The following is a 20,927-nucleotide window of genomic DNA, read 5'->3' as shown; positions in this document are numbered from 1 at the left end:
AACAGGCAACGGCGCCGTTGGGTCAGCCGTAGCGCCGGGCGAACCGGCGCAGGATCTCGCCGGGAGCCGTGACCTCCGCCGAATGGCAGAGGGCGATCAATCGCTCGGCATCCTCGGGCGGAAAATAGCCGTGATCCTTGTAGATATGGATGCGCTGCTCGAAGTCATGCGCATCCGCCTCCGGGTGGAACTGGGTGGCATAGACATTGTCGCCCCAGCGGATCATCTGATAGGGGCAAGCCCCGGAGGCGACCAGATGGGTGCAGCCCGGCGGCAGATCCTGCACTGCCTCCTTATGGCCCACATAGGCGTCAAAGACAGGCGGCAGGTCGGCGGTCAGCGGATCGGCGCGCCCGGCCTCGGTCAGCGTGCAGGTGCTGGGGCCGACCGGCTCGCCATAGCGCGCCTTGCTGACCGCGCCGCCCAGATGCGCCGCCAGCACGCCCAGCCCATAGCAACAGCCCATGAAGGGATGATCGGCACCGGTGATCTGCGGCATCAGGCCCAGGATCGCCGCCTCGACCCGCGCCTCGGCGGCGGGCTTGGTGGCGGGATCGTCGCTGACACAGCCGGGGCCGCCACCGACGATGACGCCCGCGTAATCGGTGACAGTCAGCCCCTCGGGCAGGTCTTCGCAATCCAGCCGGATTCTGTGTGCCCGCTCCGACCCGATTCCGCATTTGTCGAGGATCGAGGCGAACTCGGCGTCAGCAGCGTCGGTTTCGGGCCGCAGTTGCAGGATCAGAAAGCGTTTCATGGCGCTTCGTCTAACGTGCCGCGCCCGACCGGGCAAGCGCGCCTGCCGCAAGCGGCGAAGCGAGGCTCTGCCAAGCACTCCGGAGTATTTTCGACGAAAGGGAGAGAGCAGGCCCTCCTGCTTCTTTCTGGTCCAAAATACTCCGGGGGAGTCGCCCGGAACGGGCGGCGGGGGCAGCGCCCCCAGCCGCGGCCGGGCTCAGAGCGCCGCCATCACCTCGTCGGAGGCTTCGAAATTGGTGGTCACGCGCTGCACGTCGTCGTCGTCCTCCAGCGCATCGACCAGCTTCATCAGCTTCTGCATCGACTCGAGGTTTAGCTCGGTCGTCGTGGTGGGTTTCCACACCAGCTTGGTCGAGTCGGATTCGCCCAGTTCCGCTTCCAGCGCCGTCGACACCTCGTTCAGGTCGGTATCGGCACACCAGATCACGTGGCCGTCCTCGGAGCTTTCGACGTCCTCAGCGCCGGCCTCGATCGCGGCCATCATCACCGTGTCCGCATCGCCCACCGAGGCGGGATAGATCACCTCGCCCTTGCGTTCGAACATGAAGCCCACAGACCCGGTCTCGCCCAGGTTGCCGCCATGCTTGGTAAAGGTCGAGCGCACGTTCGACGCGGTGCGGTTGCGGTTGTCGGTCATCGCCTCGACGATCACTGCCACGCCGTTGGGGCCATAGCCCTCGTAGCGGATTTCCTCATAGGCGTCGCCATCGCCGCCGATCGCCTTCTTGATCGCGCGCTCGATATTGTCCTTGGGCATCGACTGCGACTTGGCTTCCTTGATCGCCAGGCGCAGGCGCGGGTTCTTGTCCGGGTCCGGGTCGCCCATCTTGGCTGCAACCGTGATCTCCTTGGAGAACTTCGAGAACAGCTTCGACCGCGCGGCGTCCTGACGGCCCTTGCGGTGCTGGATGTTTGCCCATTTGGAATGGCCGGCCATGTGGAACTCCCGACGTGTTTGGCTTGACCGCGCTTCTATAAACGAAGGGTCGGGGGGGCTTCAATCCCCGTTGCGCACCCCGCTGCGGTCGGGAAAATTTGTGGGCTTGTTAAGTAATCCATGCTTTACTCGGGGCAGAGCCTACGACGATGCGACGCGGGCGCTCCCGTGGACGCAGGCCATGTTCAGGGAGGAACAGAACCATGACATTGCGCAGGACACTCGCCGCAATCGCGGCTGCGGCCGGTCTATTCGTGGCCGGGGTCGCCCAGGCCGAATGGGCGCCCAAGGGCAACCTGACACTTCAGATCGGGTTCGGTGCCGGTGGCTCGACCGACACCATCGGCCGGGTCGTGGCCAAGGTGATGAAGGAACAGACCGGTTGGAACGTGATTGCCGAGAACAAGCCGGGCGGCGGCGGCGTCGCCATGTTCGCCGGTATCGCCAACCGCCCCGCCGATGGCTCGGTGGTTGGGCTTGGGGTCAACATGCCGATCCTGGTCAACCTGGTGAACAAGCCCGGCGATCTGGGCTTCGATCTGGACAGTTTCGACTATCTCGGCACCGCGGCGCGGGCGCAGCTGGGCCTCTTTGCCCGGGCCGACGCGCCGTTTGACGACGTGGCGGGGCTGATCGAATATGCCAAGACCAGTGGCGCAGCACCGCTCGCCTTCGACGCCAAGCCGCAGGAACTGGCGATGCGCCAGGTGATGGCGAAATCGGGGGCCGAGTTCCAGTTCCTTTCCACCAAGGGCGGGGCCGAGAACCTGAAACTGGTGCTGGGCGGCCAGGCCATCGCCGGGTTCGAGGCGGGCGAGCACCTGCCGTTCCTGGAAAGCGGCGAGATCAAGATGATCGCCAGCATGAACAACACCCGCCACAACTATGCCCCCGACACGCCGACACTGCCGGAACAGGGTTATGACATCTATGTCGATCCGGTGTTCTTCTTTGCCGCCGCCAAGGGCACGCCCGAGGATGCCCGCATGGCGATCACCGAGGCGCTGGCCACAGCGCTCGACAGCGAAGAGGTCAAGACGGTGGTGATGAATTCGCTGAAATCCCCGATCGAGAACATGGGCCCCGAGGGCACCGAAAAGATGCTGCGCGACGGGCTTGTGAACGTGGGCGCGCTGTTCGGCAAGTGATGCGCTGGTGATGTCCGCCAAGACAAGCGACCGGCTGCTGGGCCTGTTCCTGATCCTGCTGGGGGTGGCGTTTTTCGCCGCCATCATCCCCTGGCAGGCGCAGGCGGCCGATTATGGCTGGCTCAAGCCCCGGACCTTGCCCCGCATTCTGGCGGTGATGCTGGGCCTGTGTGGCCTGGCGCTGCTCATCCGCCCACCGGGCGATGTGCGCCCGGGGCGGTTTCACTGGGCACGGGCCATGCTCTTTGCCGGGGTTCTGGTCCTGGGGCTGGCGGCGATGTCGTGGCTGGGCTTTGCCCTGATCGCGCCGCCCATGGCGCTGGTGCTGATGTGGCTTGCGCATGAACGGCGGCCGCTCTGGCTGGTGCTGGGGGCCGCCGGAATGCCCGCCGTGATCTGGTTCACGGTGGCGGTGCTGCTCGACCGCCCGCTGCCGTAACCCCTCCCTCATGACGAAAGGCCAAAGATGCCCGAACTGAGCGTCATCCTCGCCGGGTTCGGCGATGCCCTTGCTCCGATCAACCTGCTCTTCATCCTGTTCGGCGTGGCGCTGGGGCAGTTCGTCGGCGCGGTGCCGGGGATCGGGCCGGTGATGGCGACAGCCATCGCTATCCCCTTTACCTTTGGCATGGACCCGCTGACCGGCATCGCCTTTTTGGTGGGCGTGAACAAGGGCGGGCTGGTGGGCGGTGCGATCCCGGCGGTTCTGCTTAATACCCCCGGTACGCCCGACGCGGCGGCAACCGCGCTTGACGGCTATCCGCTGGCCAAGCAGGGCAAGCCGCTCAAGGCGACCAAGATGGCGCTCTTCGCCTCGATCACCGGCGACACGTTCAGCGACATCGTGCTGATCACCGTCTCGGCGCCGATGGCGATCCTGGCGCTGCGCATGGGCCCGGCCGAGGTTCTGGGTCTGATGCTGCTCGCCTTTGCCGTCATCGCCGGGCTGATGGGCCAATCGTTGGTCAAGGGCCTGGTGGCGATTGCGTTGGGCCTGATGGCGGCGATGGTGGGCACCGATCCCGAACATGGCTCGCCCCGGCTGATCTTTGGCAATTACGAGCTTTACGACGGCCTGCCGCTGGCCTCGGTCGCCATCGGCATGCTGGCGATCTCGGAACTCCTCAAACGGCTGAGCGAGACCCGGGGCACCGTGCGCGCGGCAATCATCCTGCCACGCCACCAGCCGCGCGCCGACCGAAGCGTCAGTTGGATCGAATACTGGGGCTGCCGCTTCACCATGCTGCGCGGAGCGGTGATTGGCACCATACTGGGCGCGCTTCCCGGCATCGGCTCGACGGCGGCGGCCTTCATGTCCTATGCCTCGGCCCGGCAGGCGTCCAAGGAGCCCGAGAGCTTCGGCAAGGGAAGCCTGCACGGCATCGCCGCCTCGGAATCGGCCAATTCCTCGGTCATGGGCGCCAACATGATCCCGATGCTGACGCTCGGCATCCCCGGCAGCGTCAGCGCCGCGCTGATCATCAGCGCCTTCATGATCCACGGCATCCAGCCCGGCCCCTTCCTGTTCTCGCAGCAGGGACAGCTGGTCTATGGCTTGTTCGGCGCGATGATCATCGCCAACCTGATCAACCTCTGGGTCGGGCAGCTTGGCTTGCGGTTCTGGGTGCGGGTGGTCTCGGCGCCCGAGCCCTTCATCTTCGCCTCGGCGCTCCTGATGTGCTTCGTGGGCGTGGCGCTGGCCTCGGGCGGGCTTTTCGGCATTGGCGTCATGCTGGTCTTCGCGCTGCTGGCCTATGTGATGTCGGCCTTCGGCATCTCGGTCGTGGTGTTCATCATTGCCTTCTTCCTCGGCCCCCGGCTCGAGGTCTCTTTGTCTCAGACGCTGGCGCTGCTGAACGGCCAGCCGCAAAAGCTGTTCGACTATCCGTTCGCGCTGGCCCTGATGGCGCTGGCGGCGGTCACCGCAGTGGCGCTGGCACGACGCCGCGACACCGAAAGCGAAACGCGCTGAGCCTGTGGCCCTTCTCTCCGGCGCGGGTTAAGCTGCTTTGAATGCCGGAGTTTTCGCCCATGACCCTCGACCAGATCCTGCTCTTTGCCCTCTTCGTGGCGGTCTTTGCCCTGCTGCTCTGGGGGCGTTTCCGCTACGATCTGGTGGCCTTCTCGGCGCTGATGCTGGGCATTGTGCTGGGCCTGGTTCCGGTCAAGGACGCGTTCTCCGGTTTCGGCCATCCCGCCACCATCGTGGTGGCGCTGGTGCTGGTGGTGTCGGCCGGGCTGGTGCGCTCGGGCGCGGTGTTCCTGATCACCCGCACGCTGGTCGATGCCTCACGCGGACTGGGCGCGCATATCGCGCTGATGGGCGGCATTGGCGCGGTGCTCTCGGCCTTCATGAACAACGTGGCGGCGCTGGCCCTGCTCATGCCGGTCGATATCCAGACCGCGCGCAAGGCGGGGCGGGCGGCGGCGCTGACGCTGATGCCGCTGTCCTTTGCCACCATCCTCGGCGGCATGGCCACCCTGATCGGCACGCCGCCCAACATCATCATCGCCTCGATCCGGGCCGAGGCGCTGGGCGAGCCCTATCACATGTTCGATTTCGCCCCCGTGGGGGGCGCGGCGGCGCTGGCGGGGCTGGTGTTCGTGGCGCTGATCGGCTGGCGGCTGATCCCGGCGCGCGGCGGCGGCGCCGCCGAGGCGGCCGAGGCGCTGGCCGAATATATCGCCGAACTGACCATACCCGAAGAGTCCCCCCATATCGGCAAGCGCCTGGCCGAACTGGATGCCGACGCGGAAAAGGCCGACGTCGCGCTCCTGGGCCTGATCCGCGACGGCAAACGCCGCTATGGCCGTGCCGCGAATAGCATTCTTGCGGCCGGCGATACGCTGGTGATCGAGGCCACGCCCGAGGCCCTGGACGAGTTCCGCGCCGCGCTCAATCTCAATTTCTCGGACAAGGATCGCCAGCAGTCGCTGACCGCCGCCGGCGAAGGATTCGACGTGATCGAGGTGGTGGCAACCGAAGGCGCCCGCATTGCCGGGCGCACCGCGCAGGGGCTGGGGCTCAGCTGGCGGCAGAACACGGTGCTGATGGGCATCTCGCGCCAGGGCAAGCGGATCACCGAGCAAGTGCGCCGGACCGTGGTGCAGCCGGGCGATATCCTGCTCCTGCTCTGCCCGCGCGACCGGGGGCCGGACGTGACAGACTGGCTGGGTTGCCTGCCGCTGGCCACGCGCGGCTTGAGCGTGACCGCCAATGACAAGACCTGGCTGGCCATCGGCCTTTTTGGCGCGGCGGTGCTGGCGGCTTCGGTGGGGCTTCTCTACCTGCCGGTCGCCTTGGGGCTGGTGGTGGTGGCCTATGTGCTGACCGGCATCCTGCCGATCGCCGAGCTTTACGACCATATCGAGTGGCCGGTGGTGGTGCTCCTGGGCTCGATGATCCCGCTGGGCGCGGCGCTCGAGGCGTCGGGCGGCACCCAGCTGATCGCGGGCGGATTGGTCACGCTGACTGAAGGCTGGCCCGCCTGGGCCATCCTGACGGTGCTGATGGTGGTGACGATGACGCTGTCGGACGTGCTCAACAACACCGCGACCACCATCGTCGCCGCTCCGGTCGGCATCCAGATGGCCACCACGCTGGGCGTCTCTCCCGACCCGTTCCTGATGGCGGTGGCTGTGGCGGCCTCGGCGGCGTTCCTCACCCCCATCGGGCACAAGAACAACACGCTGATTCTCGGCCCGGGCGGCTATCAATTCGGTGACTACTGGCGCATGGGCCTGCCGCTCGAGGTGCTGATCGTCGCCGTCACCATCCCCGCGATCCTGCTGTTCTGGCCGATGTAACGGTCAATCGGCGAAACTCGCGATCTCACTCAGCGGCTTCTTGATCTTGGCCACCTCCGGCACGGTGGCATCCGCCGCCGGATGCCCCGCCGCGATGATCATCGTGGGCTTTTCCGAGGCAGGACGCCCCAGCGCATCGTTCAAGAACCGCATCGGGTTGGGCGTATGGGTCAGCGCGCACAGCCCCGCGTGATGCAGCGCCGCCAGCAGGAACCCGGTGGCGATATTGACGCTCTCGGGCACGTAATAGTTCTTGTAGCGGGTGCCGTCGTCGAACTGGCCCCAGCGCTGGGCAAAGACCACGATCAGCCAGGGTGCAACGGTCAGATGCTCTTTCACCGCATTGGTGCCGATGGGTTCCAGCGCCTTGATCCACTCGTCGCCCGCGCCACCGGCATAGAACCGCCGCTCCTCCTCCTCGGCCTCCTGCCGGATCCGCGCCTTCAGCGCCGGATCGGCCACCGCCACAAAATGCCAGGGCTGGTGATTGGCGCCCGAGGGCGCAGTGCCCGCCGTGCCGATGCACGCCTCGATGACCGCGCGCGGCACCGGGCGCTCCGAGTAGTCACGCACCGTGTGGCGTCGGCGCATGGTTTCGTGGAACGCCTCTGCCGCTGCCAGCATCTCGGCATCGGTCATCTCGGCCCGGTCGGGCAGGGGCAGGGCGGTATAGCTCAGTGTGTCGCGGGCGAACATGGCGGATCCTCCAAGGCTATACCGATCTTATCCGGCAGTCTCACAGCGGGTTCAAGCCCAGCACAGCGGCCTGCTTCACGGCGCGCGTCAGCGGGGTCAGCGCCGGGGTCAGCACCCGGCTCACCTGCCAGGTCAGCGGCACGTCCAGCGGCCGGTGCGGGATCAACGGCACCAGCTCGCCCCGGTCGAACTGCCCGCTTACCAGGGCGCGCGGGTTCATGCCCCAACCGATCCCGGCCAGCGCGGCATCGACAAACCCCTGCGAGGACGGCAGGTAATGGCAGGGCGGGGTCAGCCGCGCGCCGGTCTGCGCCTCGATCCAGCGCTGTTGCAGCCGATCCTTGGCGTTGAAGGTCAGGCAGGGCGCGCGCGCCAGTGCCTCGGCCGTGACTCCCTCGGCAAACCAGCGTTGCATAAAGGCGGGGCTGGCGGTCGCGATATAGCGCAGCGCGCCCAGTGAATGCGCGTCACAGCCCGGCACCGGCTTGTCATGGGCGGTGATGGCGGCCGCCACCTCGCCACGCCGCAGCCAGTCGGCGGAATGATCCTGATCGTCGATCACCAGATCGAACAGCACATCCTCTGCCCCGGTCATTGCCTCCAGAAACCAGGTGGCCAGACTGTCGGCATTGACCGCGATCCGCACCCGCACCGGTCCAGGCCCCTGGTCCAGCGCAAGATCCCGGCTCACCTGCGCCTCCAAGAGGCCCACGTCCTCGGCATGCCGGGCCAGCCGCAACCCGGCGGCGGTGCCGGTGCAGGGCGTACCGCGATGGATCAGCGGCAGGCCCGTGCGCTCCTCCAGCGCGCGGATCCGTTGCGAAATGGCCGAAGGCGTCACCGACAGGGCGCTCGCGGCGGCCTCGAAACTGCCAAGCCGCAGGATGGTGGTCAGCGCTGCCAGATGCTGGGGATCGAACTGCATTAGAAAAACTGAACCATCCTTAAAACCTTTAACTGGATTAAGGTGCGGGGGCCGTCTAGTCAAATCCCGACACAATCAAGGATCGCCACTAATGTCGCCTGCTTTCTTCGCCGGATACGCGCTCAGCCTTGGGCTGATCCTCGCCATCGGTGCGCAGAACGCCTTTGTCCTGCGGCAGGGGATCCGGCGCGAGCATGTGTTTGTCGTCTGCCTGACTTGCGCCCTCTCCGATGCGCTGCTGATCACACTGGGCGTGGCAGGCTTCGGCAGCCTGACACAGGCGGCGGACTGGTTCGAGCCGCTGATGCGCTATGGCGGCGCGGCGTTCCTGATCTGGTACGGCGCGCGCAGCCTGCATGCGGCCTTCACCAAGGTCGAGGCGCTGGACGCAGGCCCCGCAAACGGCAAAAGCATGCCGCTGCGCCCGGTCCTGCTGACCGTGCTGGCCTTTACCTGGCTCAACCCGCATGTCTATCTCGACACCGTGGTGCTGATCGGCTCGATCTCGGCACAATATCCCGATCGGCTGGGGTTTGGCATCGGCGCGGCGCTGGCCAGCCTGACCTTCTTCTTCGCGTTGGGCTATGGCGCGCGGCTCTTGGCACCGCTCTTTGCCCGGCCTCGCGCCTGGCAGGCGCTCGACACTTTGGTGGGTCTGACCATGTGGACCATCGCCGCGAAACTGCTGTTGATGTAACCCGCGCCGGAACTTGTTGCGATGTGAAGGGTTGCCCCCGCCCGTGATTGGGTGTTCAACCTCTGGCATGACCCCGGATCTGACACTCGACTCCCGCCCTGTTGCCGGCATCCTCTGGATGCTTGCGGCGGGGCTCTGCTTCGTGGTGATGACCGCGCTGGTCAAGTCGATGGGGCAGGGCATGCACCCGATCCAGTCGGCCTTTCTGCGCTATCTCTTCGGCATCGTCTTCCTGCTGCCGGCGCTGCGCCAGATCCTCTCGGCCCGGCTGACCCGCCGCCACTGGACCATCTTCGGCGTGCGCGGCGCCATCCATTCGGTGGGCGTGATGCTGTGGTTCTTCGCCATGACCCAGATCCCGCTGGCCGAGGTCACCGCGATGAACTACCTCACCCCGGTCTATGTCAGCCTGGGCGCCGCCTTGTTTCTGGGCGAGAAGCTGGCCGCGCGCCGGATCACCGCCATCTTTGTGGCGCTGGTGGGCGCCGCCATCATCCTGCGCCCCGGCTTTCGCGAGGTCTCGCCCGGCCATCTGGCGATGCTCGGCACAACGCTGACGCTGGGTGGCTCCTACCTGCTGGCCAAGGTCGCGGTCGACGATCTCAGCCCGGCGGTGGTCGTCGCGCATCTGTCGGTCTGGGTCACGGTGGCGATGATCCCCTTTGCCGTGGCGGTCTGGCAGACGCCCACCTGGCATCAGGTGGCGGTGCTGTTCACCATCGCCTGTTTCGCCACAGCCGGGCACTACTTCATGACCCTCGCCCTCAAGGCCGCGCCGGTGGCGGTAACCCAGCCGGTGACCTTCCTGCAACTGATCTGGGCCACATTGCTGGGCGCGCTGGTCTTTGGCGAGGGGATCGATCCCTGGGTGATCGCGGGCGGCACGCTGATCCTCGCTTCGGTCAGTTTCATCACCTGGCGCGAGGCGGTGCTCAAGCGCCGCCAGATCACCCCGCCCAGCATCGCGCCAAAGCTCTGAGCGCTTGCCAGCGGCCCATCGCGAGACTTAGATTTGCGAGATGAGAACGAGACGCATTTTTTCGCGACTTGCCCTTTCGATCCTGCTGGCAGGCGCCCCCGTCGCGGCGCTGGCCGGGCTTGAGATCTGCAATGACACCGCGGCCACGCAATCGGTGGCGCTGGGCTACAAGAAGGATGGCCAATGGGTCAGCGAGGGCTGGTACGTCTTCGACCCGGGCCAATGCCTCACGGTGCTCAGCGGCGACCTGAAGAACCGCTACTACTATGTCAACGCCATCGCCGACGGCTGGGAGTTCGATCACCAAGACATTGCGTTCTGTGTCGCGCCAGAGGCATTTGACATTGCCGGCGACAAGAATTGCCAGGCGCGCGGCTATGTCACCCACCTGTTCCGCAAGATCGACACCGGCGAGACCGCCAGGGAGTTCCGCTATCACCTCGGCGCTTACACCCGGCCCATCGCGCCTTTGGACTGATGCCGACGCTCCGCACGGTGACGACCGGATCAGACTGCTTTGGCTGACGCGCGTCAGGTCGTAATGCCCTGCTGCGCGCGGAACTCCTTGCTGCTGTTGGTGTTCGGATAGGGCTCTTCCGGCGCCGGCACACCCAGGAAAGCACAGAGCGGCTCCCAGCCGCTGCCGGTCTCGTAAACCAGCAGCCGGTCGGCGGGAATGGTGTCGCGCACCTCGTCCACATGCGACGCGAAAACGCCGGTCGCATGGGCGCGATCGTCCAGCCGGTTGTCGAAGATGTCGCGCGCGATGAAATCGGCGCACATCTCGGATATCGCGTTCATGTGATCATTTGGGTGCTTGCCGCGCATCACCGTCATGAACGGACCGACCGTCGCCTGCACGCTGTCGAACCATGCGTCGGGATCGCGTACGCTCAGGATCACCTTAGCTTCGGGGTAATGCGCCGCCAGTTGCCGCCAATAGGCCGCGCCGGGCCAGTCGACCTGTGACCGGTAGCCCTGAAACATCGCGTCCCAGTCGACGTTTTCGCCTCGCGCGGCGGCTTCCCACGCCGGCAGTTGTTCGGGATTGTCCCGCACCTCGAACATGTGGTGACAGGGGCCAAAGCCCAGTTTCTCCAGCGCCAGCCGCAACGAATTGGTCCCCGTGCGGCCGAACCCGGCCCCGATGATTTCCAGCGTCATATATCTTCCCCCTCGAGACATGCAGACAACGGATAAGCGAGGGTACCGCAAAATCGCGTTCCTGTCGCGTGTTGTCCGGCAGGGCGCGCCGGGCGGGGCTCAGCCCTTGGGCCTGACGATCTCCTGCCAGGGTTTCGCGCTGCGGCCCCGGTATTTCACCGTCAGTTCCGGGGCGGTGTCGTTCTCGTCATAGACGCCGAGGACAATACCGCGCCGTCCGGACTTGCCGCGCATCCCGATCAGCTGCGCCTCGGAGCGCGTGGTGCGCTGCGACGGCCGCCGCGCCCATTGGAACAGCTTGTCGTACATCTGCGCGATCACCTCCGCGTGCGCGGCGCTCTCGCCCAGGTCCACCAATTCCTGCGGATCGTTCTCCAGGTCGAACAGCAGCGGCCGGAACCCGCCTTCGCAATGGATCAGTTTCCAGCGCTTGTCGGCGATCATGAACATCACCGCGTCGCGGACCGAGACATTCAGCAGCTTCGCCAGCGGCGAGGCGGAATAGTCGTATTCGCAGATCACATAGTCGCGCCGCGTTTCCGCCCGCTCGCCGCGCAGGATCGGCATCAGGCTTTCGCCCTCCAGGATGTGGTCCGCCACCGCGCCGCCGGCGATCTCGACAAAGGTTGGCGCCAGGTCGATCGATTCTACCAGCGCGTCACAGACCGTGCCGCGCGTCGCGTCCGCCTCCGGGCTGGGGTCGTAGATGATCAGCGGCACCCGGGTCGAGGTGTCGTGAAAGAACGTCTTTTCCCCCATCCAGTGATCGCCCAGAAAATCGCCGTGGTCGCTGGTCAGCACGATCACCGTATCCTTGTCGCGCCCGGTCTCCTCAAGCCACGCAAACAGCCGCCCCATCTGGTCGTCGGCCTGCTTGATCAGCCCCATATAGGCCGGGATCACCGCCTCGCGCACATCCTGCCGCGAGAAGGTCTGGCCGATCTTCGTGTCCATGAACCCCTTCAGCACCGGATGCGCGTTCTGCCGTTCCGCGTCCGAGCGCACCACCGGCAGCACATGCTCCGGCCCGTACATGCTGGCATAGGGTTCGGGCACGATATAGGGCCAGTGCGGCTTGATATAGCTCAGATGACAGCACCATGGCCCTTCGGCCTGCTGCATGAACTCGATGCCGCGCCCGGTCAGATAGGGGGTCTCGCTGTCCTCTTCGGCGATATTGGCCGCCTCGGGAGAGTTCTTCAGGAACCAGCCCGACAGCACGTTGCCCTCGGCATCCAGCCCCGAGTTGGCAAAATCGTGCCAGGGGTTGTCGGTGTCATAGCCCTTGTCGCGCAGCCATTCGTTATAGGTCTTGGCGCCGTCCGGGTCATAGGCGCCATCCGGCCCCTCGGGAAACATGCCGTCGTCGCGCTCGAACACGTCGAACCCGCATTCCGCCACGCGTGCCCCGATCAGGCTGTCGGGTTCCAGCCCCAGCCGGGCCATGCCCTCGGCATCGGCGCGCATATGTGTCTTGCCCACCAGCCAGCAGCCCATGCCGGCCTTGCGCAGGTGATCGCCCAGGGTGATCTCGCCCACCTTCAGCGGGATGCCGTTCCCGGTGGCCCCGTGGGAATGCACGTAGCGCCCCGTATAGGTCGACATCCGGGACGAGCCGCAGATCGGCGACTGGATATAGGCGCGGTCAAACCGCACCCCGCGCGCCGCCAGCCGGTCGATATGAGGCGTGTGCAGATGCGGGTGTCCATAACAGCTCAGGTAATCCCACCTCAGCTGGTCGAACATGATGAAAAGGATGTTCCGGGTCATCTGCCTGCTCCTGTCCGTGCCGGTCTGCGTGGAATGTACTTTAACATGTTAATATATTCCACCAAAAGACGCATCGGCACCGATCGATCGCCGAACCGGAAAGCCAGGGATCATGCTACAGTTCCTGCGAGATCGTATAAGGAGAGCGCCAATGTCCTTCAAACGTCAACTCATCTCGAATGGTAACCCGATGGAAGAGATCGTTGGCTTCAGCCGCGCGGTCAGGGTGGGGCCCTATATCTCGGTCGGAGGCACGGCGCCTGTAGGGCCGGACGGCAAGACCGTCGGCATAGGCGATGTCTACGCCCAGACGCGGCAGTGTTTCGAAATCATCAAGGCCGCGCTGGAACAGGCCGGATCCGGCCTGCACGACATCGTCAGGACGCGCGTCATCCTGACCGATATCGACAACTGGAAACAGGCAATCGAGGCGCGCAAGGAATATTGCCGAGACACCCGTCCGGTGGACACGATCATGGCGATAAACCGGTTCGTGAACCCCGAATGGTTGGTCGAGATCGAGGTCGATGCGGTGGTCGCCGATTGACCTCGATTGACCGGTGGGTGGGGGCGGGTCGCCTCAGATCTGTTCGACCTTGACCGTGTCCCCGACCACGAAAGCCAGATAGCCCTTGATCCGCTCCATTGCCGGCAGCGGATCCTCATAGCTCCAGGCCGCGTCCCTGGTCACCGACGAGCGGTTGACGATCGAGTAATAGCTCGCGTCGCCCTTGTGCGGGCAACGGGTGGTCTTGTCCGAGCGGTCGAGGAACGCCATGGCGATATCCTCGCGCGGGAAATAGATCACCGGATCGTAATCGCCTTCACTCAGCTCCAGCGCATTGGCGCTTTCTCCCAGCACCGCGCCGCCCGAGCGTACGCTCCATTTGCCCGGCGCCTTGCGGATGGTGATATGGTCGCTCATCTTCGGTTCCTTCCTGTCCATCTTTCGTGCGGGGTTCTGTTGCCCCCGTGGTGTAACATCTTTGTGTCGGTCAAATCGGTGCGGTTGCGGCATCCAGCCACTTGCGTGCGTCCCCACCCACTCGGGGTCCGATCCTGGCCGCAACCTCGGCATGATAGGCGTTCAGCCAGCGGCGTTCCTCTGCCGTCAGCATCTCCGCGACGATCAGCCGCCGGTCGATCGGGGCATAGGTCAGTGTGCGCCAGCACAACATGGCGCGTTCGCCGTCGCCGCCGGGCAGGGTGGGGGCCTCTTCCACCACAACCAGGTTCTCTATGCGGATGCCGAATGCACCCTCGCGGTAATAGCCCGGCTCGTTCGACAGGATCATCCCCGGCTCCAGCGGCACATGGCTGACGCGAGCCAGCCGCTGCGGCCCTTCATGCACGCTCAGATAGGCACCGACTCCGTGGCCGACCCCGTGGTTGAAATCCTGCCCCGCAGCCCAGAGCGGCAGGCGCGCAACGCATTCAATGTCGCGCCCGGCCAGCCCCACCGGCCAGCGCAGCATGGACATGGCGATCATGCCCTTCAGCACCCGGGTGAAACAGGACCGCTCCTCCTGCCCCACGGTGCCGATGGCGATGGTGCGGGTAATGTCGGTGGTCCCGTCCAGGTATTGCCCACCACTGTCGAGCACCAGGAGATGCCCATCCTCCAGCCGGCTGTCGGTCTCCTCGGTGACCCGGTAATGCATGATCGCCCCGTTCGGCCCGGTGCCCGCGATGGTCTCGAAACTGATGTCCTGCAGCGCGTTGTCGCGGCGGCGGCATTCCTCCAGCCGGGTCACCACCTGCGTCTCGGTCAGGCTGCCGGGCGTCTGCGCGTCGAGCCAGGCCAGAAGTTCCACCATCGCCGCCCCGTCGCGCAGATGCGCCTCGGCCGCACCCGCGATCTCGGCCGCGTTCTTGCGCGCCTTGGGCAGGGCGCAGGGATCGCCCCCCTCGGCCAGCCGGTCGCCCAGCCGGTCGGCCACGATCTGCGGCACGGTGTTCAGGTCGACCCGCACCGGGCCGCTGAGCGCCGCCACAGCATCAAGGAACCCGTCCGGCTCATGCTGCGCCACCATTGGGCCCAGATGGTCACCAAGGCCCGAGAGCTTGGCCGCCGCCATGAAAAGATCGACCCGTCCGTCGTCATGCAGGATGGCAAAGCCATGCGCCACCGGGTTGCGCGGAATGTCCGCGCCCCGGATGTTCAAGAGCCACATGATCGAATCGGGCAGGGTGATCACCGCCGCCTTCTGTCCCGCCTTGCGCAGTTCCCCGGCCAGCCGCGCCGCCTTGTCGGCGGCACTTTCGCCCGCGAACTCCAGCGGATGCGCCTTGACCGGCTCCATCGGCGGCGGCGGCTGATCCTGCCAGATCCGGTCCACCAGGTTGTCGCAACGTATCAGTTCGACGCCGCTGCCCTGCAACTCGGCTTCTGCCGAACGGATCTGGCCCGCCGCATGCAGCCAGGGATCGAAACCCACGCGCCCGCCCTGGGGTAGCTTCTCCTTCAGCCAGGCGGTCAGGGTCACATCGGGCCAGGGCACAGGCGTATAGACATCGGCCACCTGCGCCTTGACCTGGGTGCGATAGCGCCCGTCGATGAACACCCCCGCCACATCCGTCAGCGCGGCGCAGAACCCGGCCGAGCCGGTGAACCCGGTCAGCCAGGCCAGCCGCTCGTCATGGGCGGCGACATATTCGCCCTGATGCGCATCCGCCCGCGGCACCAGGAACCCGCTCAGCCCCTCGGCCTGCATCTCGGCGCGCAACCGCGCCAGCCGCGGCGGACCCTGATCCGGGCGGGCAGTCACCTCGAAGCTCTGGTACATGCGGCGGACTCCTTCTGTGTTCGTGGCGAAAGGTGCGGCGCGGCGGCGGAAATGTCCAGCGCCTGCGAGACTGCACTTGTCGCGCGCTCCCCATCGCCTATCATGCCCCCATGATCCGTTACGCCGCATCCCTGTTGCTCGTCTGCCTCGCCCTGCCGCTTGCCGCGCAGGAAGAGGAGCGCCCGACCGCAGAAACAGCCCGGCGCAGCGCCGCCGAGGCGATCGGCAAACACCTCGCCGACCCGACAAACCCCGGACAGGCGCGGATATCGCCGATGGCCCGCGAAGGCGAGACGATAAAATTCTGCGCCACCTCCGACGCCCGCAATTCCAGCGGTACCTATATCGGCCGTGACTATTGGGAGGTCACGCTCAGCGCCGACGGCAAGACCGTGCTGGAGACCCGCAATGTGACGGGCCTCCTGTCGCCCTGCTACGGGGCGGCCTACAAACCCTTCAAGGAAATGCTGGGCGAGTAGCGGGCCTCAGGACGATGCAGCCTCGTCGCCCAGGAAATCCAGCAGGAGTCGTTGGTATTCGCCCCAGACCGCGTTGCCCGGAATGGGGATGTGATTGGCGGTTTCCAGCACCATCAGCTCGGCCCCGGGAATGCCCGCCGCCAGTTTCTGCGCCTCGGACAGCGGGTGCACGTTGTCATGCCGGGCATGGATGATCAGCGTCGGGCATTGCACCCGGGGCAACAACGGCACAAGCGACACATCGTGGATCGCCGCCCGCACTTTCAGCATGTTCTCGCGCGACGACGCGTTGATCATGTTGCGCGCCATGTCGTGGATCGCTTCCAGCGGGCCTTCGGGGAAATAGCTCAGCATCATCGCCGAGACGAAACTGATCTCCTGCGCGGTCCAGCCCTCGCTCACCAGCGACTGCATGACATCGGCCTTCAGCTCGGGATTGCGCCGCCCGCGCCCCTCGGCATAGCCGCCGACAATGGCCAGACGGCTGACCCGCTCGGGGTATTTCACCGCAAAGCGCAGCGCTGACAGCACGCCGCCGGATTCGCTGTAGAGCGCGAACCGCTCGAACCCGGCCGCGTCCGCCGCCAGCTTCAGGTTCTCGGCCAGGGTATCGAACGAGAACTCCTCCAGCGCCCGATCCGACCGCCCGAAGCCGATCGGATCGAAGCGCAACAGGCTGTGGCGCGCGGCGATGGCGTCGAACATCACCCGTTCCGAGGGCGTGTTCCACTCCGCCTCCAGATCGGTCGTGTTGTACCCGCCGCGCACCACCGGCGGGCCGGAGCCGGTCACCGCATAGGCAAGCGATTTCCCCTCCGCGGTCCGCGTGTACCGGATGCGCTGGGCGATGGGGGCGGGCCGGGACGAGGCAGGCGGCCTGTCCGTCGCCACCTCGGCCACGAATTTCAGCCCCCGCCGGGTCACCGTCTGAATGATCCGCTGCGCCTTGCCGTCGTCGCCCACCGCCTTGCGCGCCGCCGCGATGCGGGCGCCGATCGCGCTTTCCGACACGATCCGCCCGTTCCAGACCTCGGCCAGGATCTCGTCGCGGCTGACCAGCCGCCCCGGGTTGCGCACCAGCAGGTGCAGCAGGTCGAACACCTGCGGTTCGACGGCGACAGGCTGCCCGGCCCGCACCAGCGTCAGGTCTTCGCTATCCAGAAGGCAATTGGCGAAAACATACCGCATGGAGACCTACTGCGCCTCCGCTGCAAGGAACCGGGTCAGCGTTTCCAGGTAGGTGTCATAGGCCGCATTGCCCTGCCAGGGAACGTGATTGGCGCATTCCAGCACCACCATCTCGGCGCCCGCGATGCCGGCGGCCAGCTTGCGGGCCTCCGAAAGCGGATGCACCGCATCGTGGCGGGAATGCAGGATCAGCGTCGGGCATGTGATCCGCGGCAGGAATTGCAGACTGGAATGATGATTGATCACGTCGCGGTGGCGCAGGTCATGCTCCCTGGACGCCGCGTCCAGCATCATCCGGGCATAGGCCCGGACGGAGTCGAGCGGTCCCTCCGGCTGATACGCCAGCAGGAAGGCTTCGAAAAAGGTACTGTCCGGACGCGACCGCGCGGTTTGCAGCATGGCGCGCAGGGGTTCGGCCTCCTTGCCCTGCGCGCCGTCGCGCACCGCGCGGCCCTCGGCATAGGCGCCCATCATTGCCAGGCGGGTCACGCGCTCCGGGTATTGCGCTGCAATGCAAAGGGCCTGGGCACAACCACCGGACTGGGAATAGAGCGCGAACCGGTCCAGCCCCAGCGCGTCGGCAAGGCGAAGGGTGTCGTCGGCCTGTTCACTGATTGCCGAACGATCGGGTCGGGGATCCGATTGTCCCGCTCCGATGGTGTCGAACCGGATCAGCGTGTTCCGGCGCGACAAGGCTTCGAACCGGTGGCGTTCGAAAGGCAGGCGCCACTCGGCCGCAATATCCGAGCGGGTCTGGCCGATCAGGATCACCGGGGCTCCGGCACCCGACACCGAATAGGCCCTGGAATGTCCCGTGGGCAGAGTGAGGTACCGAATGCGCGGCGCGTCGGTGCTTTCCGCAGGTGCCGAGAGGGGGGCGCCGTCCGGTTGTACTGCGACCTCGGTCACAATCTGCAACCCGCGCCGGGCGACGGTGCGGATAATCGCTTGGCGTTTGCCATCGTCGCCCACCGCCTTGCGCGCCGCCGCGATGCGGGCGCCGATCGCGCTTTCCGACACGATCCGCCCGTTCCAGACCTCGGCCAGGATTTCGTCGCGGCTGACCAGCCGCCCCGGGTTGCGCACCAGCAGGTGCAGCAGGTCGAACACCTGCGGCTCAGTCGCAACCGGCGCGCCGCCCCGCATCAGAACGTGCCGCCCGGCATCCAGAACGCAATCGGAAAACGCGTAACGCATGCTGAATTAACACCCCGCTTTCCGCCTCTCGGCAAGCCCCGAGTGGAAAATAGGGCGTTTCCCAAGGGTTTCTCAACACCGTCTGAAAGCGCGGCGCGCCCGGCCCTGCCATGCTGGGGACACATCAAGGAGGCCCGACATGATCCTGCATACCGATACCGCGCTGCTGAACCATCGCCCCGCCCATCTGCGGCCCCAATCGAAGGAAGAACGGATCGCAGCCCGGCTGCCCGCGCGGCAGTGCGCCCCGAAATCTCGATTAGCAGACCGCGTCGCCCGCCTGTTCGCCTTCCGGCCTTGGGCAAGGGTTTCCTGAGGTGAAAGTCGAAGGGCGCCCCTCATCACCATCGTCTCGCGGGTCAAATGGTTCCGCCATGAGTATTTGTGACCAGAAAGAAGCAGAAACCCTCGCGCTTCTTTCTGGTCACAAATACTCCCGCCGGAGGCGTCCGAACCCGCGGCCGGCGCCATCGCCCGAGGTCAGCTCGCGCGCCTGATCCCCATCACCCGGGCGCGGGCGCGCGGGTCGCTGTCGAACAGCGCCGCCAGCTGTTCGGTCATGGCGCCCGCCAGCTGCTCGACATCGGTGATCGTCACCGCGCGCTGGTAATAGCGGGTCACGTCATGGCCGATGCCGATGGCCAGCAACTCGACCTGCTTGCGCTTCTCCACCATGGCGATCACGTCGCGCAGGTGTTTTTCCAGGTAATTGGCCGGGTTCACGCTGAGGGTGGAATCGTCCACCGGCGCCCCGTCCGAGATCACCATCAGGATCTTGCGCTGCTCGCGCCGCGCGCACATCCGCCGGTGCGCCCATTCCAGCGCCTCGCCGTCGATGTTTTCCTTCAGCAGCCCCTCCTTCATCATCAGGCCCAGGTTCTGCCTCGTGCGCCGCATCGGCGCGTCGGCGGCCTTGTAGATGATGTGGCGCAGGTCGTTCAGGCGGCCGGGCTGCTGCGGCCGGCCCTCGTTCAGCCAGGCCTCGCGCGCCTGCCCGCCCTTCCAGGCGCGGGTGGTGAAGCCCAGGATCTCGACCTTGACGTTGCAGCGTTCCAGCGTGCGCGCCAGCACGTCGGCGCAGATCGCCGCGATCGAGATCGGGCGGCCCCGCATCGAGCCGGAATTGTCCAGCAGCAGCGTCACCACCGTGTCGCGGAACTCGGTATCCTTTTCCACCTTGAAGCTCAGCGGCGTGGTCGGGTTGGCCACAACCCGCGCCAGCCGACCAGCATCCAGGATGCCTTCCTCGCGGTCGAACTCCCAGCTGCGGTTCTGCTGTGCCTGCAACCGGCGTTGCAGCTTGTTGGCCAGCCGGCTGACCGCGCCCTTCAGCGGTTCCAGTTGCTGGTCGAGATAGGCGCGCAGCCGCTCCAGCTCGGCCGGTTCGGCCAGTTCCTCGGCAGCAATCTCCTCGTCATAGGTGTCGAGATAGACCTTGTAATTCGGATCGGCCTCCGAGGCGGGCGGCGGCGGCGGCGGCTCCAGCGGCGCCTCGCCATCGGGCATCTCGGTTTCTTCGGCCAGTTCCTCGTCTGCCAGCTCGTCCATCGAGACCTGGGCCTGGCTTTCGTCCTGCTGCTGTTCCTGGCTCTGCTCTGGATCGGCGTCGGCGTCCTGCTCGTCCTGGTCGTCCTGGCCGGTGCTGTCGGGATCGGGCTGCTCGTCGGCATCGTCCTCGGCCTGATCCTCCTGATCCTCGTCCATTTCGTCCGGGTCATCGCCCAGCTGGTCGCCGTATCCAAGGTCCTTGATCACCTGGCGGGCGAATTTGGCGAATTCGGTCTGGTTGGACAGGATATCGTTCAGGTTCTCCAGCGTGCCGCCAGCCTGTTCCTCGATAAATCCGCGCCACAGGTTCATCACATTGGCCGCCGCCGCGGGCAGGTCGCGCCCGGTCGCCAGGTGCCGCACCAGATAGCCCGCCGCCACCGCAAGCGGCGCTTCCGAGGGCTGCTTGCACTGGTCGTAACCGCGCCGCAGCGCTTCATGGGTGATCTTGACGTTGATGTTCGATGCGGTGCCGGGCATGTCGCGGGCGCCCATCGCCTCGCAGCGGGCGGTCTCCATCGCCTCGTAAAGATCGCGTGCCATGTCGCCCGGCGGCGCATAGCGGCTGTGGGTCGCGTCGTCGTGATAGCGGCGATACAGCGCCAGCGCATCCGCCGTGCCGCGCGCCAGCAGCACCTCGTCGCGGGTCAGCCGGCGGCTGACCTGCGGCAGGCGCATGGTGTCGCCCGAAACGCCCGAGGGATCGACCGAATAGCTGACCGTCAGCTCCGGGTCATGCGCCATGACCTTGGTCGCCTCGGCCAACGCCTTCTTGAACGGATCGGCGGGGTTGTCGGTGGGTTTGCTCATGGCGCCCTGCATCTCTTCGGTTCCGAGGTGGCAACCT

General features: G+C 66.1%; 21 protein-coding genes. 10 read left to right on the top strand and 11 right to left on the bottom strand.

Going from position 1 to position 20,927, the window contains the following annotated elements; genetic code table 11:
- Positions 1-22: 22 nt before the first annotated feature.
- Positions 23-757: a glutamine amidotransferase gene (locus BLT75_RS18160; RefSeq protein ID WP_093035161.1), complete on the bottom strand. Its 735-nt coding sequence runs from the start codon at positions 755-757 to the stop codon at positions 23-25.
- Positions 758-955: 198 nt separating this feature from the next.
- Complete coding sequence (locus tag BLT75_RS18155) at positions 956-1,696, bottom strand: YebC/PmpR family DNA-binding transcriptional regulator (protein ID WP_093035158.1); 741 nt, start codon at positions 1,694-1,696, stop codon at positions 956-958.
- A 203-nt stretch (positions 1,697-1,899) separates the two neighbouring features.
- Here BLT75_RS18155 and BLT75_RS18150 point away from each other — a divergent pair, with 203 nt between their 5' ends.
- Genes BLT75_RS18150 through BLT75_RS18135 form a run of 4 tightly spaced genes read left to right on the top strand, consistent with a single transcriptional unit; the run spans position 1,900 to position 6,651 of the window.
- Positions 1,900-2,844, top strand: a complete 945-nt coding sequence (locus tag BLT75_RS18150; RefSeq protein ID WP_176828108.1) for a tripartite tricarboxylate transporter substrate binding protein — start codon at positions 1,900-1,902, stop codon at positions 2,842-2,844.
- Between the two features lie 10 nt (positions 2,845-2,854).
- Complete coding sequence (locus tag BLT75_RS18145) at positions 2,855-3,283, top strand: tripartite tricarboxylate transporter TctB family protein (protein ID WP_093035152.1); 429 nt, start codon at positions 2,855-2,857, stop codon at positions 3,281-3,283.
- Positions 3,284-3,310: 27 nt separating this feature from the next.
- A complete protein-coding gene (locus BLT75_RS18140) occupies positions 3,311-4,816 on the top strand; it encodes a tripartite tricarboxylate transporter permease (protein ID WP_093035149.1) in 1,506 nt (501 codons plus the stop codon).
- Positions 4,817-4,875: 59 nt separating this feature from the next.
- Positions 4,876-6,651: an SLC13 family permease gene (locus BLT75_RS18135; protein ID WP_093035309.1), complete on the top strand. Its 1,776-nt coding sequence runs from the start codon at positions 4,876-4,878 to the stop codon at positions 6,649-6,651.
- A gap of 3 nt (positions 6,652-6,654) precedes the next feature.
- On the opposite strand, the gene BLT75_RS18130 is transcribed toward BLT75_RS18135, so the two are convergent.
- On the bottom strand, positions 6,655-7,347 hold the full coding sequence (locus BLT75_RS18130; protein WP_093035146.1) for a nitroreductase family protein: 693 nt from the start codon (positions 7,345-7,347) through the stop codon (positions 6,655-6,657).
- A 40-nt stretch (positions 7,348-7,387) separates the two neighbouring features.
- Positions 7,388-8,272, bottom strand: a complete 885-nt coding sequence (locus tag BLT75_RS18125) for a LysR family transcriptional regulator ArgP (RefSeq protein ID WP_093035143.1) — start codon at positions 8,270-8,272, stop codon at positions 7,388-7,390.
- A gap of 91 nt (positions 8,273-8,363) precedes the next feature.
- Between BLT75_RS18125 and BLT75_RS18120 the strand changes: the two genes are divergently transcribed.
- From BLT75_RS18120 to BLT75_RS18110, 3 genes are all read left to right on the top strand, one after another.
- Entirely contained in the window at positions 8,364-8,969 is a 606-nt protein-coding gene (locus tag BLT75_RS18120; RefSeq protein WP_093035140.1) for a LysE/ArgO family amino acid transporter, read from the top strand.
- Positions 8,970-9,036: 67 nt separating this feature from the next.
- Entirely contained in the window at positions 9,037-9,948 is a 912-nt protein-coding gene (locus BLT75_RS18115) for a DMT family transporter (protein WP_093035137.1), read from the top strand.
- 40 nt (positions 9,949-9,988) lie between these two features.
- Positions 9,989-10,426 (top strand): DUF1036 domain-containing protein, encoded by a 438-nt coding sequence (locus tag BLT75_RS18110; protein ID WP_093035134.1) that lies wholly within the window; start codon positions 9,989-9,991, stop codon positions 10,424-10,426.
- A gap of 53 nt (positions 10,427-10,479) precedes the next feature.
- Here the strand turns inward: BLT75_RS18110 and BLT75_RS18105 are convergent, their stop codons facing one another.
- Positions 10,480-11,112: a sulfotransferase family protein gene (locus BLT75_RS18105; protein WP_093035131.1), complete on the bottom strand. Its 633-nt coding sequence runs from the start codon at positions 11,110-11,112 to the stop codon at positions 10,480-10,482.
- A gap of 99 nt (positions 11,113-11,211) precedes the next feature.
- Positions 11,212-12,882, bottom strand: coding sequence for a sulfatase-like hydrolase/transferase (locus BLT75_RS18100; protein WP_093035128.1), 1,671 nt, complete (start codon positions 12,880-12,882; stop codon positions 11,212-11,214).
- 151 nt (positions 12,883-13,033) lie between these two features.
- Between BLT75_RS18100 and BLT75_RS18095 the strand changes: the two genes are divergently transcribed.
- The gene (locus tag BLT75_RS18095) at positions 13,034-13,429 is read left to right on the top strand and encodes a RidA family protein (protein WP_176828106.1); all 396 of its coding nucleotides are present in this window, start codon (positions 13,034-13,036) and stop codon (positions 13,427-13,429) included.
- A 33-nt stretch (positions 13,430-13,462) separates the two neighbouring features.
- Here the strand turns inward: BLT75_RS18095 and BLT75_RS18090 are convergent, their stop codons facing one another.
- Together BLT75_RS18090 and BLT75_RS18085 are read right to left on the bottom strand one after the other, a co-directional pair.
- Positions 13,463-13,807 (bottom strand): DUF427 domain-containing protein, encoded by a 345-nt coding sequence (locus BLT75_RS18090; RefSeq protein ID WP_093035306.1) that lies wholly within the window; start codon positions 13,805-13,807, stop codon positions 13,463-13,465.
- Positions 13,808-13,877: 70 nt separating this feature from the next.
- The gene (locus tag BLT75_RS18085) at positions 13,878-15,668 is read right to left on the bottom strand and encodes an aminopeptidase P family protein (RefSeq protein WP_093035122.1); all 1,791 of its coding nucleotides are present in this window, start codon (positions 15,666-15,668) and stop codon (positions 13,878-13,880) included.
- Between the two features lie 110 nt (positions 15,669-15,778).
- Between BLT75_RS18085 and BLT75_RS18080 the strand changes: the two genes are divergently transcribed.
- A complete protein-coding gene (locus BLT75_RS18080; RefSeq protein WP_093035119.1) occupies positions 15,779-16,147 on the top strand; it encodes a hypothetical protein in 369 nt (122 codons plus the stop codon).
- 6 nt (positions 16,148-16,153) lie between these two features.
- On the opposite strand, the gene BLT75_RS18075 is transcribed toward BLT75_RS18080, so the two are convergent.
- Together BLT75_RS18075 and BLT75_RS18070 are read right to left on the bottom strand one after the other, a co-directional pair.
- Positions 16,154-17,335, bottom strand: a complete 1,182-nt coding sequence (locus BLT75_RS18075) for an alpha/beta hydrolase (protein ID WP_093035116.1) — start codon at positions 17,333-17,335, stop codon at positions 16,154-16,156.
- Positions 17,336-17,341: 6 nt separating this feature from the next.
- Entirely contained in the window at positions 17,342-18,532 is a 1,191-nt protein-coding gene (locus BLT75_RS18070) for an alpha/beta hydrolase (protein WP_093035113.1), read from the bottom strand.
- Positions 18,533-18,671: 139 nt separating this feature from the next.
- Here BLT75_RS18070 and BLT75_RS24435 point away from each other — a divergent pair, with 139 nt between their 5' ends.
- Positions 18,672-18,848: a hypothetical protein gene (locus tag BLT75_RS24435; RefSeq protein ID WP_176828104.1), complete on the top strand. Its 177-nt coding sequence runs from the start codon at positions 18,672-18,674 to the stop codon at positions 18,846-18,848.
- Positions 18,849-19,012: 164 nt separating this feature from the next.
- On the opposite strand, the gene cobT is transcribed toward BLT75_RS24435, so the two are convergent.
- Positions 19,013-20,890 carry a cobaltochelatase subunit CobT gene (gene cobT / locus BLT75_RS18065; protein WP_093035303.1) on the bottom strand — a complete coding sequence of 626 codons (1,878 nt, stop codon included), beginning with the start codon at positions 20,888-20,890 and terminating at the stop codon, positions 19,013-19,015.
- Between the last annotated feature and the right edge of the window lie 37 nt (positions 20,891-20,927).

Source organism: Ruegeria marina, from assembly GCF_900101475.1.
In the GTDB taxonomy this organism is placed as follows: domain Bacteria; phylum Pseudomonadota; class Alphaproteobacteria; order Rhodobacterales; family Rhodobacteraceae; genus Ruegeria_B; species Ruegeria_B marina.
This window is presented reverse-complemented; position numbering and strand designations above follow the sequence as displayed.